Source organism: Nisaea sp. (assembly GCF_040217065.1).
In the GTDB taxonomy this organism is placed as follows: Bacteria; Pseudomonadota; Alphaproteobacteria; order Thalassobaculales; family Thalassobaculaceae; genus Nisaea.
This window is the reverse complement of sequence record NZ_JAVJNX010000002.1, coordinates 1-16,911: the sequence shown is the minus strand read 5'-3', so window position 1 is coordinate 16,911 and position 16,911 is coordinate 1. Positions and strand designations below refer to the sequence as shown.

The following is a 16,911-nucleotide window of genomic DNA, read 5'->3' as shown; positions in this document are numbered from 1 at the left end:
CGTCCAAGAAAAAAAAGAACAAGTCCGAGCCGCGAATTTGGCCCGAGTTTAGGGAGGAAGCGAACCACGGCAATCTAACGCCGTGGTCGAATCATAAAAAAAAATTCGCCCGGCAAGATCTTAAATGATCTTGCCGTTTTTCTTTGAACACCCTTCTGCCATCCAACCTTGATCTCTACCAGCCCTTGATCGCTTCCCGGAAGGAGAAGAGGTTGGCGGAAATCACGTAATTCACCAGGATTGTGCCAAGCAGTGCCGCAATCGTGGCTCCCAGGGCTTTCTTCCAGAGATGTGGCCGCCGCGGTGCGCTGGCTGCATGGCCCTCCTCGGGCTCTTCCACGGCGCGCACGCCGATCGGCAGCGCCATCAGGAAGAACCACCACCAGAGCAGCAGATACACGACAATGATCGAGACCCAGTCATTCATGGTCCGGCGCTCCGCCTAGATTTGTTCAAGCTCGACCAGCGTGCCGGCAAAGTCTTTCGGATGCAGAAACAGAACCGGCTTTCCGTGTGCGCCGATCTTCGGCTCGCCATCGCCTAGCACCCGGGCGCCCTCGGCTTTCAATCGATCACGCGCAGCCAGGATGTCATCGACCTCATAACAGACATGGTGCATCCCGCCGGACGGGTTCTTTTCAAGGAATGCGGCAATCGGAGAGGACTCACCGAGCGGATACAACAGCTCGATCTTCGTGTTCGGCAGTTCGACAAAGGCAACCGTCACGCCATGCTCGGGCAGATCCTGGGGCGCACTGACGCGGCCCCCCAGGGCGCCGCGATAGGTCGCGGACGCGGCTTCCAGGTCCGGCACCGCGATGGCAACATGGTTCAACCGGCCGATCATGTGTCTCTCTCCGTGTTGTTGCTCAGACCCGCAATACATGAACGGTCGTGATCGGACGCTTACCGTACTCGGCTCGCACGACCCGTCGTATCGCCCAGCGGACCGCTTCTCCGACCTCGTCGTCCTTTGCTCTCACCTTTTTGCCGAGAGCACCGACCGTCTCCCATATGAGATCTTTTGCCGTGTCACTCAATGCGTCAATTTCGCCCTCCTCGGCAATGCCGTTGAAGGTCAGGACCGGATCGCCCTGTATTTGATCCTTGGCATTCATCAGCACGGTCGCCGAAACCGTCCCGTTGAAGAGCATCTTCCGCCGGTCGCCGATCACGCTCGATTCAAGAGGAATGATGCGCCCGCCATCGACCGTCAGAGCACCGGTCGGCACCCAGCCGATGATCTCCACCTTGCCTTCTTCCAGACGGATCAGACTGCCATTGCCCGGCACGATGGCCTCAGGCACCTGGCACTCACGCGCAAGCCGGGCATGCGCCTCAAGATGGCGCGGACTGCCATGCACCGGCACGGCGATCTTTGGGCGGATATACTGGTACATTTCGACCAGCTCCTCCCGCGCAGGATGGCCGGAGACGTGGACATGGTGGTCCCGCTCGGTAACAACCTCGATACCACGCGCCACGAGCCGGCTCTGGACCCGGCCGATCGCGGTCTCGTTACCGGGTATTTCCCGCGACGAGAAGACCACGACGTCACCACGCTCGAGGGTGATTTCCGGATGCGCGTTCTCGGCAATGCGGGCAAGTGCGGCCCGGGATTCGCCCTGCGAGCCGGTACAGATTAGCACCAGCTTGTCGCGCGGAATGAAGCCCGCGTCCTTCTCCGAGAGGAATTCGGGGATGTCGCGCAGATAGCCGTTCTGCAGCGACGCCTCGTACATCTTCCAGAGCGAGCGTCCGACCAGCGCGACGTTGCGTCCGGCAGCAGCGGCAGCGGCCGAAATATTGGCCAGCCGGCCGACATTCGAGGCAAAGCAGGTGATGGCAATGCGCTGATCGTGCTGCCGGAACAGCTCGGCGAGAGAGGCGGTCAGGCTGGCCTCGGAGCCGGAACGCCCTGGATCCAGCACATTCGTCGAATCGCCGATCAGGGCGAGCACACCTTCGTCGCCGACCGCACGCAGTGCATCGATGTCGCTGGTCTGGCCGATCACCGGGTCAGGGTCGAATTTCCAGTCGCCGGTATGCATCACGGTGCCGCCGCCGCACCGAATGACCAGCCCGTTCGATTCCGGGATGGAATGCGTCAGTGTGATCAGCTCGAGCTCAAACGGGCCGAGGACAAAATTGGCCGAGAGGTCGACCTCGATCAGCTCGACCTGCTCCAGGATCCCTGCCTCGACAAGTTTCCGCCGGATCAGTGTCGCCGTGAAGGGCGTCGCATAGATCGGGCAGCGCAGACGCGGCCAGAGATGGGGAATGGCGCCGATATGGTCTTCATGGCCGTGGGTGACGACCAGCCCGACCAGGTCCTTTCGGCGTTTTTCGATGAATTCAGGGTCTGGCAGCAGGACATCGATGCCGGGCATCGTATCGTCGCCGAAGGAGATCCCGAGATCCACCATCAGCCATTTGCCGCCATAATGGTAGAGATTGAGATTCATGCCGATTTCGTCACTGCCGCCGAGCGGCAGAAACAGGAAATCCTCATCCGTGATCTTTGGTGCGGCGCTCATCGCGTCTTGTTCCGCTCATGGATCAACAGCAGGCCGCGCAGCGTGATCGCCTCGTCAACATGTTCAATAACTGGCGTGCAGTCGGCAAAGATCGCCGCAAGCCCGCCCGTTCCAATAACCGTCATATCTGTTCCGTATTCTGCTTTGATGCGGGATACCAGTCCTTCGATCAGGCCGATATATCCCCAAAATATTCCTGAGTGCATCGCACTCACCGTCGATTTTCCGATCACGCGCACGGGGCTGTTCGTCCCTTTCTCCGGCATTTCGGGCGGCCGGATAGCGATTCTCGGCAATTGCGCCGCCGCACGGTAAAGTGCGTCGAGCGAAAGATTGATTCCCGGCGCGATGATGCCGCCGGCATAGCCGCCATCAGCCTCCACCACGTCGAAAGTCGTCGCGGTGCCGAAATCGATGACGATCAGCGCGCCCTCATAGGCGGCATGGGCGGCAATGGCGTTTACCAGCCGATCGGCACCGACTTCTGTCGGTCTGTCGATCCGGATCTGGATCCCGAGATCCACACCCTTGCGTCCCACGACCATGGGCTCCGCATGAAAATACTTCCGGCACAGGGTCTCCAGATTGAAAAGCACCTCCGGTACAACCGTCGCAATCACCGCTTCGGCTATATCGCTTCGGTCAATCCCTTCGAGCGCCATCAGCTGGGTCAGCCAGACGGCATATTCGTCCGCTGTGCGCGCGACATTGGTCGAAGCCCTCCAGGAGCCCCGCTTCTCTTTCCCGGAGAAGACTGCAAATACTGTGTTCGTATTTCCGCAATCAATCGTCAGCAGCATCAGTCATCCTCCGCAAGCCGCACGTCTCCGGCGGAAATTCTATGCACGACACCGTCGTCCGCGACGACGATCATCGCCCCGTCGGCTTCGATCCCGTCGTAGCGTCCGGATATCGACTGCTCCCCGTTCGCGACAGAAACCGTCCGGCCGATCCAGCGAGATCGAACCGTCCAGGCTTCCCTGATCGGCGAAAAGCCCTCCGAACACCAGAGCGCGTAGCGCACGGACAGCGCTTTCAGATAGTGATCCAGCAGTCCTTCGACCGTGACCGGTACGGCAAGATGATCGGCAAGAGCCGTCGTCGGATACCGGACCGCGCCCGGCGCGTGGGCGAGATTGATGCCGACCCCGAGCAAAGCGACAAAACTCGCGCCCCTTGCCAGGGTCTCCGTCAGTATACCGGAGATCTTGGCACCGCCGAGCAGGACATCATTCGGCCATTTCAGGACCAGGTCCGCATCGGGCGACAATCCGGCGACAGTATCGTGAACCGCAAGAGAGGCGACGAAGGAAAGTTCCTGCAGGCGACCGAGCGGTAATCCCGGGTCCAGCAGCGCCGTCGTGTAGAGATTCCCTTCCGGAGACTGCCAGGCGCGGCCGAGGCGCCCCCGTCCGGACCTCTGACTCAGCGCCCAGACCAGTGTCCGGTCCGACGCCCCGTTCCGGGCCAGGCGATCGGCTTCGTCATTGGTGCTCGATACACAATCGAAGCCGAGGATCCGGAAGCCGTGGCTCTGGCGCTCGTGGTTCAAATATTCAGATCCTTCAGAGCCCGCCCCGGCATCGCCGGCACGCAGCGGGCCGCCCGCCCTAACCGGCGAACAAAGCCGACGCCGCTGCTTTCGCGCTGCTGACGAGCGGTGCGGGGACGATGAAGAACAGCAGCGTCACCGCAGCCATCACCGTCATGATGATCTTGAGATCGCCGGGAATGGCAGCGTCAAGCGGCTCTTCGGCCTCGTCGAAATACATGATCTTGACGATACGCAGATAATAGAAGGCACCGATCACGCTGGCCACGACCCCGAGAATCGCCAGGGCGATGAGGCCTGCATTGACCGCCGCCATGAAGACGAACCACTTGCCGAAGAAGCCGGCGAGCGGCGGAATGCCGGCCATCGAGAACATGAAGATCATGATCATCGCAGCCATGCCGGGATGGGTCTTGGAAAGCCCCGCCAGATCGTGGATGCCTTCGACCGCGCGTCCCTGCCGGCGCATCGCCAGGATGCAGGCAAAGGTCCCGACATTCATGAACAGATAAATCGCCAGATAGACCAGGATACCGGCAACCCCGGCTTCGTTGGCCGCCGCAAGCCCGACCAGGGCATAGCCCATATGGCCGATGGAGCTGTAGGCCATCAGACGCTTGATGTTGGTCTGGACAATGGCGCCGACAGCGCCCAGTGCCATGGAAAGCACCGCGATCAGGGCAATGATCTGCTGCCACTCGCCGACCAGCGCACCGAACGGCTCGAGCAGCACGCGCAGGAACAGCGCCAGGGCGGCCACTTTCGGCGCGACGGCGAACAGGGCCGTGACCGGTGTCGGCGCCCCTTCATAGACGTCCGGCGTCCACATGTGGAACGGAACCGCGGAGACCTTGAAGGCCAGGCCGCAGATCACGAACACCAGGCCGATGATCAGGCCGACCGCCGGCTGCTGGCCGTCGAGATCGGCGAACACACGGGCAAGCGTTTCGAACTCCGTCGTCCCGGCGAAGCCGTAGACCAGTGACGAGCCGTAGAGCAGCATGCCGGAGGAGAGCGCGCCAAGGACGAAATACTTCAGCCCCGCTTCGGTCGAGCGCAGCGTGTCGCGCCGGATCGAGGCGATGACGTAGAGCGCCAGACTCTGGGTCTCGAGACCGACATAAAGTGCGATCATGTCGTTGGCCGATACCATCATCAGCATGCCGAGCGTCGACAGAACGATCAGCACCGGATACTCGAACCGCTCGAAACTGTCCTGCCGGAACGTGCTGCGGGACATGATGATCGCGAGGATCGAGCCGGCCAGGATCAGGATCTTGGCGAACTGGGCGAAGGCGCCGACCTTGAACATGCCGAAAAAGGCCGGCCTGGTATCGCCGCCGTGGCTCAGCACCAGACCGCCGGCGATCAGAAGCACGGCGACGGCGAGCCAGGACGTGGCCTCCTGTGCCTTGCCGCCCCTGAACACACCGAACATGAGCAGCGCCATGGCGGCAACGGCAAGGAAGATTTCCCCGGCCGCCGGGCTCATCACGGGAAGCGTTGTGATCGCATCCATGGGTCTCACTCCTGCCCTAACGGGCGGCCACGGCCACACCGGCGTCAGCCAGCGCAACCTTGTAGTTGGTGATCAGATGATCGACAGACACCGACATGATGTCGAGGAAGGTCGAGGGATAAATCCCCATCCAGAAGACGAGGATGATAAGCGGCGCGAAGATCGCAATCTCGCGGGGCGACAGGTCAAGGATCTGCTTCAGAGCCTCCTTGTCGAGCACCCCAAAGATGATCCGGCGATAGAGATAGAGCATGTAGGCGGCACCGAGGATCAGGCCGGTGGCGGCAAATGCAGCCAGCCAGGTGCTGCTTTCGAACGCGCCCATCAGGATCAGGAACTCACCGACGAACCCGCTGGTCGCCGGCAGGCCGACCGAGGCCATGGTGAAGATCATGAAGACCAGCGCATAGCGCGGCATGCGCTCGACCAGTCCGCCATAGGCGGCGATCTCGCGGGTATGCATACGGTCGTAGACGACGCCGACGCAGAGGAAGAGCGCACCGGAGACAATGCCGTGGCTCAGCATCTGGAAGATCGAGCCTTCGACGCCCTGTGTGTTCAGGGTGAACATGCCGATGGTGACAAAGCCCATATGCGCAACCGAGGAATAGGCGATCAGCTTCTTCATGTCTTCCTGCACCAGGGCGACGAGCGAGGTGTAGATCACCGCCACGACGCTGAGCGTGAAGACCAGCGGCGCGAAATACTCGGTCGCTTCCGGGAACATAGGAATGGAGAAGCGCAGGAAGCCGTAGCCGCCCATCTTCAGCAGCACGCCAGCCAGGATCACCGAGCCTGCCGTCGGCGCCTCGACATGGGCATCCGGCAGCCAGGTATGAACCGGCCACATCGGCACCTTCACGGCGAAGGAGGCAAAGAAGGCGAGCCAGAGCCAGGTCTGCAGTCCGGTCGGGAATCCGGCAGCCATCAGAGCCGGAATATCCGTCGTACCGGTCTGCAGATACATGGCCAGGATGGCGATCAGCATCAGCACGGAGCCGAGCAGCGTATAGAGGAAGAACTTGAACGCCGCATAGACCCGGCGGGCGCCCCCCCAAATCCCGATGATCAGGAACATCGGGATCAGCACGCCTTCGAAGAAGATGTAGAAGACCAGGATATCCAGCGCGCAGAACATGCCGACCATCAGGGTCTCGAGGACCAGGAAGGCGATCATGTATTCCTTCACCCGCTTCTGCACCGCTTCCCAGCTGGACAGGATGCAGATCGGCGTCAGCAGGGTGGAGAGCAGCACGAACCACATGGAGATGCCGTCGACACCCATGTGATAGCCGATGCCCCAGTCGGGCAGCCATTCGCGTTTCTCGACGAACTGGAAGTCAGGCGTCGTCGGGTCGAACCCGGCCCAGATCAGCAGCGAGACGAAGAAGGTGATCAGGGAGGTCCAGAGCGCCACGTAACGGGCATTCTTCGCCACCTGTTCCTCATCGCCTCGCGTGAGCCCGATGAACAGGGCTCCCGCGAGCGGCAGGAAGGTTACCAGAGAGAGTAGAGGCCAATCGCTCATGGTCTTACTTCCCGCTCATCAGCATGTACCAGGAGATGATCGCGACCACGCCGATCATCATGACAAAGGCGTAATGGTAGACATATCCGGACTGCATCTTGCCTGCGCGGACAGCCGCGAGCTTCGTGATCAGGCTGATGCCGTCGGGCCCGAAGCCGTCGATGATCGCGCCGTCGCCGCCTTTCCAGAAGATCCGGCCGATCTTCATGGCCGGACGGACGAAGAGGAAATCGTACAGCTCGTCGAAGTACCATTTGTTCAGCAGGAACAGGTAGACCGGCCTGAAAGCGGTCGCCAGCTTGCCCGGCAGGGACGGGCTGAACATGTAGAACAGGTAGGCGAGTCCGATCCCGGCGACCGTGACGACGATCGGCAGCAACTTCACCCAGCTCGGCACATGGTGCGCGCCCTCGATCGTGTCGTTGCCCTCGGCGACGAAGATCGCAGCGCCCCAGAATTCCGCCCGGAGGTCTCCGCCGAAATACTGGTAGCCAAGCCATCCGGCGAACATGGCGCCGATGGCCAGCACGATCAGCGGCACGGTCATGACCGGCGGGGATTCGTGGATATGACTCATGACTTCCTTGCTGGCACGCGGGGCCCCGTGGAAGGTCATGATCAGCAAACGCCAGCTGTAGAAGGCGGTCATGAAGGCCGCGCCCACACCGAGCCAGAAGGCGTAGTCGCCAACACCGGTATCACGGGCATAGGCCACTTCGATGATCAGGTCCTTGGAGAAGAAGCCGGAGAAGGGCGGCAGGCCGACCAGGGCCCAGCTGCCGACCCACATCAGGATGTAGGTCAGTTTGATATGCTTCCAGATACCGCCCATGTTGCGCATGTCCTGCTCGTCCGACATGGCGTGGATCACCGAGCCGGCACCGAGGAACAGCAGTGCCTTGAAGAAGGCATGCGTCATCAGGTGGAAGATGGCGGCCGAATAGGCAGAGACACCGCAGGCGAAGAACATGTAGCCGAGCTGGCTGCAGGTCGAATAGGCGATCACCCGCTTGATGTCGTTCTGGCAGAGACCGACGGTCGCGGCGAAGAAGGCCGTCGTCGCCCCGACAATGGTGATCACCATCAGTGTATCGGGCGAGAATTCCATCATCGGCGACAGACGCGCGACCATGAAGACACCGGCGGTGACCATGGTCGCCGCATGAATGAGCGCGGAAACCGGGGTCGGGCCTTCCATGGCGTCCGGCAGCCAGGTGTGCAGGCCGAGCTGGGCCGACTTGCCCATGGCGCCGATGAACAGCAGCATGCAGAGGATGGTCAGCGCGTGCCACTCGGTGCCGAGGAATTCCAGTGTCATGCCCGCCTTGTCCGGCGTGGCGGCGAAGATATCGTCCAGCACGACCGTATCGAACAGCAGGTAGGTGCCGAAGATGCCCAGGGCGAAGCCGAAATCGCCGACGCGGTTGACGATGAAGGCCTTCATGGCCGCGGCATTGGCGGAGGGCTTCTGGTACCAGAAGCCGATCAGCAGATAGGAGGCGAGACCGACGCCTTCCCAGCCGAAGAACATCTGCACCAGATTGTCCGCCGTCACCAGCATCAGCATGGCGAAGGTGAACAGGCTCAGATAGGCCATGAAACGCGGCTTCGAGGCATCGTGGCTCATATATCCGATGGAATAGATATGAACCATGGTCGACACGCCGGTGACCACGATCAGCATGACCGCCGTCAGGGTGTCGAACTTCAGCGCCCAGGAGGCTTCCATCGATCCGGAAGAAATCCAGGTGAACAGCTCGATCGTCACCGGATTGCCGCCGAGCGCGACATCGAAGAAGGCGATGATCGAGAGGCCGAGCGCGACAAGCATGGCCCCGCAGGTCACCAGCTGCGCCGGACGGTCCCCGATCGAGCGGTTTCCCAGGCCCGCGATAAGACTGCCGAGCAGCGGCAGGAAGACGATGGCGGCGTACATCCGGCCTTACCCTTTCATCAGGTTGATGTCTTCGACCGCGATACTTCCGCGATTACGGAAATACACGACGAGGATGGCGAGGCCGATGGCTGCCTCCGCTGCAGCGACGGTCAGCACGAAGAGGGCGAAAATCTGCCCGACCAGATCGTTCAGGAAGACCGAGAAGGTCACCAGGTTGATGTTGACCGCGAGCAGCATGAGCTCGATCGACATCAGGATGATGATCACGTTCTTGCGGTTCAGGAAGATCCCGAACATGCCGAGCGTGAAGAGGACGGCGGCGACCGTCAGATAGTGCGCCAGGCCAATTTCAAGCATGATCAGACCCCCTCCCCGCGTTGCACGCTCACGACTTCGACGGTCTCCTCCGTGGTCCGGGAGAGCTGCTCGGAAATGCGCTGGCGCTTGACCCCCGGGCGCTTCCGCAGTGTCAGGACGATGGCACCGATCATGGCGATCAGCAGGATCAGACCGGCAGACTGGAAGAGATAGACATAGCGGGTATAGATCAGCGCCCCGAGAGCATGCGTGTTGGTCACCGCTGACGGATCCGGCGCGGGCGCCGCCGTGATCATGTCTGGGGCGATCACCCAGCCGGTCACCACGAAGAACAGTTCGGCGAAGATCACAACCCCGATCAGCAGGCCGATCGGCAGATACTTCATGAAGCCCTGGCGCAGCTCGACGAAATTGATGTCGAGCATCATGACGACGAAAAGGAACAGCACCGCGACCGCACCGACATAGACCACGACCAGGATCATGGCGATGAACTCGGCGCCGATCAGCACGAACAGCCCGGCCGCATTGAAGAAGGCCAGGATCAGGAACAGCACCGAATGCACGGGGTTCCGCGACGAGACCACCATGACGCCGGAGGCAATGGTGATCGCGGCAAAGACATAGAATATGAGTGCCTGGATCATCCGCGCCCCCGCTCCGCCGCATCCGCGGCAGGCAATGTGTGAGTCATCTCAGCCATTTTGCCGGCTTTCTTCATGTTCCCTCGCCCCCGGCACCCTCAACGGTACGGTGCGTCGACGGTCAGATTATGCGCGATCTCGCGCTCCCAGCGGTCACCGTTCGCGAGCAGCTTGTCCTTGTTGTAGAACAGCTCCTCACGGGTTTCCGTGGCGAATTCAAAGTTCGGTCCCTCGACGATCGCATCGACCGGGCAGGCTTCCTGACAGAAGCCGCAATAGATGCATTTCGTCATGTCGATATCGTAGCGGGTCGTGCGTCGGCTGCCGTCGCCGCGCGGCTCTGCCTCGATGGTGATCGCCTGGGCCGGACAGATCGCCTCGCACAGCTTGCAGGCGATGCAGCGCTCTTCGCCGTTCGGATAGCGGCGCAGCGCGTGCTCGCCGCGGAAGCGGCTGCTGATCGGTCCCTTCTCGTAGGGGTAATTGATCGTCACTTTCGGCCGGAAGAAATACTTCAGCGTGAGATACATGCCCGAAAGCAGTTCCCACAGCAGCAGGCCGCGTGCGCTTTGTTGCAACGTGCTCATGGCTCAGACTCTCTCCATTTTGCGCGTTTGGGTCGCGTCTGGTGTCATTGTGTCCGCCCTCATCCCAGCACCGGTGCGGGCACAATGTCGAATGCCACCAGCACACCCGCGGTCAGGACGACCCAGAGCAGCGAAAACGGCAGGAACACTTTCCAGCCCAGGCGCATCAACTGGTCATAGCGGTAGCGCGGGAAGGTCGCCCGGACCCAGAGGAAGAAGAACAGGACGAAGGCGATCTTGGCGAAGAACCAGATCGGCCCCGGTATCCAGTTGAACGGCGCCACGTCGAAGATCGGCAGCCAGCCGCCCATGAACAGGATCACGGTGATCCCGCTCATCAGGATCATGTTCGCGTACTCACCGAGGAAGAACAGGGCAAAGGTCATCGAGGAATATTCGACGAAATATCCCGCGACCAGCTCCGACTCGCCTTCCGGCAGATCGAACGGCGCCCGGTTGGTCTCGGCCAGCGCCGAGACGAAGAAGATGACGAACATCGGCAGCAGCGGAATGGCGAACCAGACCGTGCGCTGGGCCTCGACAATGGCGGTCAGGTTCAGCGAGCCGACGCAGAGCAGCACCGTGATGATCACGAAGCCGATCGAGACTTCGTAGGACACCATCTGGGCCGCGGAGCGCAGCGCGCCGAGGAAGGCATATTTGGAGTTCGACGCCCAGCCGGCCATGATCACGCCATAGACCCCGAGCGAGGAAATCGCGAAGAGATAGAGCACCCCGACATTGATATCGGCCAGCACCATGCCCGCATCGAACGGGATCACCGCCCAGGCTATCATCGCCAGGATGAATGTCAGCATCGGCGCCATGGCGAACATGATCTTGTTCGAGCCCGCCGGCAGGATGGTCTCCTTGGAGAACAGCTTCACACCATCGGCAAGCGGCTGCAGGAGCCCGAACGGGCCAACAACGTTCGGCCCCTTCCGCATCTGCATGGCGCCGATCACCTTGCGCTCGAAAAAGGTGAGATAGGCCACGGCCACCAGCAGCGGCACCACAATGGCGAGGATCTGCGCCAGAATGATCGCTGTCGGGATCACGTAGGTTTCGAGGATCGCATCCATGCCCACTAACTCCTCACCCCTCGGTCCCGGTCCGGTTCTGCTTGGGCAGAACAAAGACTTCCGTGCATTCGGCCATCGTCAGAGAGGCCCGGCTGATCGGGTCGGTCATGTAGAAATTCTCGATCGTTGTGCCGAAACCGGTCTCGGACATGCTGCCTTCCGCGCCGAACGGCCCCCAGACCGCCTGCGGCGCGATATCGATCTCGGTGAAGACCTCGTTCGATTTGCGCAGGGCAGCCCGAAGCTGTTCCAGGCTGTCATATGGCAGAGCAGCCCCGAGATGTGCGGAGAGCGCGCGGACAATAGCCCAGTCCTCGCGGGCCTCGCCCGGCGGGAAACTGGCCCGGAGGGCCATCTGCACCCGACCTTCGGTGTTGACGTAGAGACCGTCCTTTTCCGTATAGGCCGCGCCCGGCAGGATCACGTCCGCGCGGTGCGCGCCACGATCGCCGTGATGGCCCTGATAGATCACGAAGGCATCGCCGAGCCGCTGGGTGTCGATCTCGTCAGCACCGAGCAGATAGACCGCCTTGATCTTGCCCTTGGAAGCCCCGTCGAGCATTCCCGCAACATCAGCACCGCCCTTGCCCGGCAGGAAGCCGAGATCGAGACCGCCGACGCGGGATGCCGCCGTATGCAGGACGCTGAAGCCGTTCCAGGCCGGAATTTCGTTGCCGTCCGCGTCCTTCGAGGCAGGGACCAGCATTCCGGTGCTTTCCGCGATCTTCCGCGCCGTCGCCAGAACCGCCGCCCCGTCTTCACGGGTCAGAGCGCCCATGCCGAGGATGATCATCGGCTTCTTGGCGTCCTTCAGCACCGAGGCAAAAGCGTTCTTGCCATCCGCGACTTCGCTCAGGGTCTGCGGGCCGGCACCGAGATGGTCGTAACTGTAGGTCAGGTCGACCGGTGCACCGATCACACCGACCTTGAGACCGCCCGCGAGCCAGCGCTTGCGGATACGGGCGTTCAAGACGGCGGCATCCCAGCGCGGATTGGCGCCGACGATCAGGATGGCGTCGGCGTCCTCGATCCCGGCAATCGTCGCATTGAAGAGGTAACCGGCCCGGGTCATCGCATCGAGCTTGGCGCCGTCCTGCCGGCAATCCAGGTTCGGCGAGCCCAGCCCCGTCATCAGGCCCTTCAGGGCAAACATGGACTCAACGTCGACCGTGTCACCGGCAACAGCGGCGATTTCGGCGCCCTTGAGACCTTTCAGTTTCGCGGCGATGGCGGCGAAAGCGTCATCCCAGGAAACCGGCTGCAGTTTGCCGTCCTTGCGTAGATACGGCCTATCCAGACGCTGGCGCTTCAGGCCGTCGCAGGCATACCGCGTCTTGTCGGAGATCCACTCTTCGTTGACCTCTTCATGCAGGCGCGGCAGCACGCGAAGCACTTCCGAGCCGCGGGTATCGACCCGGATGTTCGAGCCGAGCGCATCCATCACATCGATGGTCTCGGTCTTGCGCAGCTCCCAGGGACGCGCCACGAAGGCATAAGGCTTGGAGGTCAGCGCACCGACCGGGCAAAGGTCGATCACATTGGCCGACAGTTCACTGTCGAGCGCCTTTTCCAGATAGGTCGTGATCTCGGCGTTCTCGCCGCGGCCAAGCAGGCCCATGTCGGTGACACCGGCAACCTCGGTCGAGAACCGGACGCAGCGCGTGCAATGGATGCAGCGGGTCATGATCGTGTTGACCAGCGGGCCCATATGCTTGTCTTCGACCGCGCGCTTGTTCTCGTCGTAGCGGCTGGAATGATGACCGAAGGCCATGGCCTGGTCCTGCAGATCGCATTCGCCACCCTGGTCGCAGATCGGGCAATCCAGCGGGTGGTTGATGAGGAGGAATTCCATCACCCCTTCCCGCGCCCTCTTGACTATATCCGTGTCGGTCCGGATCACCATGCCGTCGCCGGCCGGCATCGCGCAGGAGGCGACTGGCTTCGGCGAGCGCTCCATCTCGACGAGGCACATGCGGCAATTGCCGGCAATGGACAGGCGCTCGTGATAACAGAAGCGCGGCACCTCGGCGCCGGCTTCCTCGCAGGCCTGCAACACGGAAGCACCGGCCGGAACCTCGACCTCGACCCCGTTGACCGTCAATTTAGGCATTGCGATCTCCCCGCAAGCGCATTCCCGTCGAGTGCATCATTCCGCGGCCTCCAGTACCGGCTGGCCGGCTTTGCGGGCCGCGATCCGGCGCTCGACTTCCGGCCGGAAATGCCGGAGAAGGCCCTGGATCGGCCATGCTGCGGCATCGCCCAGCGCGCAGATGGTGTGGCCTTCAATCTGCTTGGTAACCTGGTAAAGCGCGTCGATTTCCTCGACCTCGGCCTCGCCCCGGCAGAGCCGGTCCATGACCCGGTACATCCAGCCGGTGCCTTCGCGGCACGGCGTGCACTGGCCGCAGCTCTCATGCTTATAGAAGTACGAAAGACGCGCGATTGCGCGAACGATGTCGGTCTGCTTGTTCATGACGATGACCGCGGCGGTCCCCAGACCGGCGCCGACTTCGCGCAACGAGTCAAAATCCATCAGCACGTCGTCGCAGACCGCTTTCGGCATCATCGGCACCGATGATCCGCCCGGGATCACGGCCAGCAGGTTGTCCCAGCCGCCGATCACGCCGCCGCAATGCTTCTCCAGAAGCTCCCGCAGCGGGATGCCCATTTCCTCTTCCACATTGCACGGGTTCTCGACATGGCCCGAGATGCAGAACAGCTTGGTGCCGGAATTCTTCGGCCGGCCGAGATCGGCGAACCACTGGAAGCCGCGGCGCAGGATTTCCGGCACGACGGCGATGCTCTCGACATTGTTCACCGTGGTCGGACAGCCATAAAGGCCGACACCCGCCGGGAACGGCGGCTTCAGGCGCGGCTGGCCCTTCTTGCCTTCAAGGCTCTCCAGGAGAGCGGTTTCCTCGCCACAGATATAGGCGCCGGCGCCGCGATGCAGGAAGACGTCGAAATCGTAGCCGGAACCGCAGGCATTCTTGCCGATCAGACCGGCTTCGTATGCCTGGTCAATCGCTGCCTGCAGGCGTACTGCCTCGGCATAGAATTCGCCGCGGATATAGATATAGGCGGCACAGGCGCGCATCGAATAACCGGCGATCAGGCAGCCTTCGACCAGCTTGTGCGGGTCGTTCCGGATGATTTCCCGGTCCTTGCAGGTCCCCGGCTCCGACTCGTCCGCGTTCACCACGAGATAATGCGGCTTGTCCTTCACCTCTTTCGGCATGAAGGACCATTTCACACCGGTCGGGAAACCCGCCCCGCCGCGCCCGCGCAGGCCGGAATTCTTCACATCTTCGACGATGTCTTCCGGGCTGCGTGAAAGGATCTCTTTCGTGGTGCTCCAGTCGCCGCGCTTGCGGGCGCCTTCCAGGCCCCAGTCGAACCAGCCGTAGAGGTTCGTGAAGATGCGGTCCTCGTCCCTCAACATCACTTCTCTCCCGTCTCGCCGGCGCTGATCTTGGCGTCGTAGCTGCGCGTTCCTTCATTGTCCTTGTAGGACAGCAGTGTCTGCGCCCCGGCTTCCGGCTCCGAATGGTTCCGGCCGGACAGAGAACCGGGCTCCGGGACCTCGCCTTTTTTCAGCGATTCCAGAAGCTTCGCTGTGTTCTCGTAATTGGCGTCTTCGTAGAATTCGTCATTCACCTGCAGGATCGGCGCATTGGCGCAGGCGCCGAGACACTCGACCTCCAGCAACGTGAACATGCCATCGTCGCTGGTCTGGTGGTTGTCCAGACCAAGCGTGTCCTTGATGCATTTCATCACCTGGTCGGAGCCGCGCAGCCAGCATGGCGTCGTGGTGCAGGCCTGCAGGAAATACTTCCCGACCGGCTTCAGGTTGTACATCGTGTAGAAGGTCGCCACTTCCAGAACCCGGATGCGCGGCATTTTCAGCTTCTCTGAGATCACGTCGATCGCCGCCAGCGGTATCCAGTTGTCGTGCTGGCGCTGGGCCAGGTCGAGCAACGGCATTACCGCACTGGCCTGACGGCCCTCCGGATATTTGGCAATGATCGCATCTGCCTTCGCCATATTCTCGGACGTGAAGGCAAAGCTCTCGGGCTGGTTCTCGGCGATGTCGATACCACTCACCGGTCAATCTCCCCGAACACAATATCAAGCGAGCCAATGATGGCGACCGTGTCGGCCAGCATGTGCCCCTTGGACAAGAAATCCATGGCGGACAGGAACGAAAATCCGGGTGCCCGGATCTTGCAGCGATAGGGTTTGTTGCTGCCGTCGGAGACCAGGAACACCGCAAACTCGCCTTTCGGCGCTTCCACGGCGGTGTAGGTCTCGCCGGCCGGCACGTGATAGCCCTCTGTATAGAGCTTGAAGTGATGGATCAGCGCTTCCATCGAGTGCTTCATTTCGCCGCGGCTCGGCGGCGCGACCTTGCGGTCCTCGGTTTTGACGGGACCGTCCGGCATCTTCTCGACGCATTGCCGGATGATCTTCAAGCTCTCGCGGACTTCCTTGATACGCACCAGATAGCGCGCATAGCAGTCGCCGGTCTTGCCGATCGGGATATCGAAATCGAGTTCGTTATAGACGTCATAAGGCTGCGACTTGCGCAGATCCCATGGCAAACCGGAGGCCCGGATGCATGGACCGCTGAAACCGAGCGCCTGAGCTTCCTCGGCTGTCACCACACCAATATCGACCGTGCGCTGCTTGAAAATCCGGTTTTCCGTCAGCAGGCTCTCGATATCGTCCATCACGGCCGGGAATGTCTCGGTCCAGGCCATGATGTCGTCCAGCAGGCCGGCCGGGATATCCATGGCCACGCCGCCCGGGCGGAAATAGGCCGCGTGAAGACGCGCGCCACAGGCCCGCTCATAGAATTCCATGAGTTTCTCGCGCTCTTCGAAGCCCCAGAGCAGCGGCGTCATGGCGCCAACGTCGATGGCGAAGGTGGTGATGTTCAGCAGGTGATTCAGGATGCGCGAGATCTCGGCATAGAGCACCCGGATATACTGGCCGCGCTTCGGCACCTCGATGCCCAGCAGCTTTTCGACCGCCAGCGCATAGGCATGTTCCTGGGACATCGGCGCGACATAGTCGAGCCGGTCGAAATAGGGCACGGCCTGCAGATAGGTCTTGTACTCGATCAGCTTCTCGGTGCCGCGATGCAGCAGGCCGATATGCGGATCTGCCCGCTCGACGATCTCGCCATCCATTTCCAGCACAAGGCGCAACACGCCATGCGCGGCCGGATGCTGCGGGCCGAAATTG

The 16,911-nt window shown here is 61.7% G+C and carries 16 protein-coding genes; all 16 read right to left on the bottom strand.

All coding sequences use genetic code 11. The features are described from left to right. Positions 1-175: 175 nt before the first annotated feature. Positions 176-427 carry a DUF1467 family protein gene (locus RH950_RS00915; RefSeq protein ID WP_350052766.1) on the bottom strand — a complete coding sequence of 84 codons (252 nt, stop codon included), beginning with the start codon at positions 425-427 and terminating at the stop codon, positions 176-178. A gap of 15 nt (positions 428-442) precedes the next feature. Further along, positions 443-847 carry a methylmalonyl-CoA epimerase gene (mce, locus tag RH950_RS00910; protein ID WP_350052764.1) on the bottom strand — a complete coding sequence of 135 codons (405 nt, stop codon included), beginning with the start codon at positions 845-847 and terminating at the stop codon, positions 443-445. 22 nt (positions 848-869) lie between these two features. Next, positions 870-2,537 (bottom strand): ribonuclease J, encoded by a 1,668-nt coding sequence (locus RH950_RS00905; protein ID WP_350052762.1) that lies wholly within the window; start codon positions 2,535-2,537, stop codon positions 870-872. Beyond that, positions 2,534-3,337 (bottom strand): type III pantothenate kinase, encoded by an 804-nt coding sequence (locus RH950_RS00900; protein ID WP_350052760.1) that lies wholly within the window; start codon positions 3,335-3,337, stop codon positions 2,534-2,536. Before RH950_RS00900 ends, RH950_RS00905 begins: the two co-directional genes overlap by 4 nt. Further along, positions 3,337-4,089: a biotin--[acetyl-CoA-carboxylase] ligase gene (locus RH950_RS00895; protein ID WP_350052759.1), complete on the bottom strand. Its 753-nt coding sequence runs from the start codon at positions 4,087-4,089 to the stop codon at positions 3,337-3,339. The genes RH950_RS00900 and RH950_RS00895 overlap by 1 nt, the downstream gene beginning before the upstream one ends. Positions 4,090-4,147: 58 nt before the next feature. After that, a complete protein-coding gene (gene nuoN / locus RH950_RS00890; RefSeq protein WP_350052757.1) occupies positions 4,148-5,608 on the bottom strand; it encodes an NADH-quinone oxidoreductase subunit NuoN in 1,461 nt (486 codons plus the stop codon). Positions 5,609-5,624: 16 nt separating this feature from the next. Further along, positions 5,625-7,136, bottom strand: coding sequence for an NADH-quinone oxidoreductase subunit M (locus RH950_RS00885; protein ID WP_350052755.1), 1,512 nt, complete (start codon positions 7,134-7,136; stop codon positions 5,625-5,627). Positions 7,137-7,140: 4 nt separating this feature from the next. Continuing rightward, a complete protein-coding gene (gene nuoL / locus RH950_RS00880) occupies positions 7,141-9,072 on the bottom strand; it encodes an NADH-quinone oxidoreductase subunit L (RefSeq protein ID WP_350052753.1) in 1,932 nt (643 codons plus the stop codon). A gap of 6 nt (positions 9,073-9,078) precedes the next feature. After that, positions 9,079-9,390, bottom strand: a complete 312-nt coding sequence (nuoK, locus tag RH950_RS00875; RefSeq protein ID WP_350052751.1) for an NADH-quinone oxidoreductase subunit NuoK — start codon at positions 9,388-9,390, stop codon at positions 9,079-9,081. Between the two features lie 2 nt (positions 9,391-9,392). Then, entirely contained in the window at positions 9,393-9,998 is a 606-nt protein-coding gene (locus RH950_RS00870) for an NADH-quinone oxidoreductase subunit J (RefSeq protein ID WP_350052749.1), read from the bottom strand. Between the two features lie 95 nt (positions 9,999-10,093). Next, entirely contained in the window at positions 10,094-10,582 is a 489-nt protein-coding gene (nuoI, locus tag RH950_RS00865; protein ID WP_350052747.1) for an NADH-quinone oxidoreductase subunit NuoI, read from the bottom strand. A gap of 59 nt (positions 10,583-10,641) precedes the next feature. Further along, complete coding sequence (gene nuoH / locus RH950_RS00860) at positions 10,642-11,664, bottom strand: NADH-quinone oxidoreductase subunit NuoH (protein ID WP_350052745.1); 1,023 nt, start codon at positions 11,662-11,664, stop codon at positions 10,642-10,644. Between the two features lie 13 nt (positions 11,665-11,677). After that, the gene (gene nuoG / locus RH950_RS00855; RefSeq protein WP_350052743.1) at positions 11,678-13,774 is read right to left on the bottom strand and encodes an NADH-quinone oxidoreductase subunit NuoG; all 2,097 of its coding nucleotides are present in this window, start codon (positions 13,772-13,774) and stop codon (positions 11,678-11,680) included. A 36-nt stretch (positions 13,775-13,810) separates the two neighbouring features. Continuing rightward, complete coding sequence (gene nuoF / locus RH950_RS00850; protein WP_350052741.1) at positions 13,811-15,106, bottom strand: NADH-quinone oxidoreductase subunit NuoF; 1,296 nt, start codon at positions 15,104-15,106, stop codon at positions 13,811-13,813. Beyond that, positions 15,106-15,768 (bottom strand): NADH-quinone oxidoreductase subunit NuoE, encoded by a 663-nt coding sequence (nuoE, locus tag RH950_RS00845; protein ID WP_350052739.1) that lies wholly within the window; start codon positions 15,766-15,768, stop codon positions 15,106-15,108. Before nuoE ends, nuoF begins: the two co-directional genes overlap by 1 nt. Next, positions 15,765-16,911 (bottom strand): NADH-quinone oxidoreductase subunit D (locus tag RH950_RS00840; protein WP_350052737.1); only part of this gene is annotated, 1,147 nt, incomplete at its 5' end. The genes nuoE and RH950_RS00840, both read right to left, overlap by 4 nt.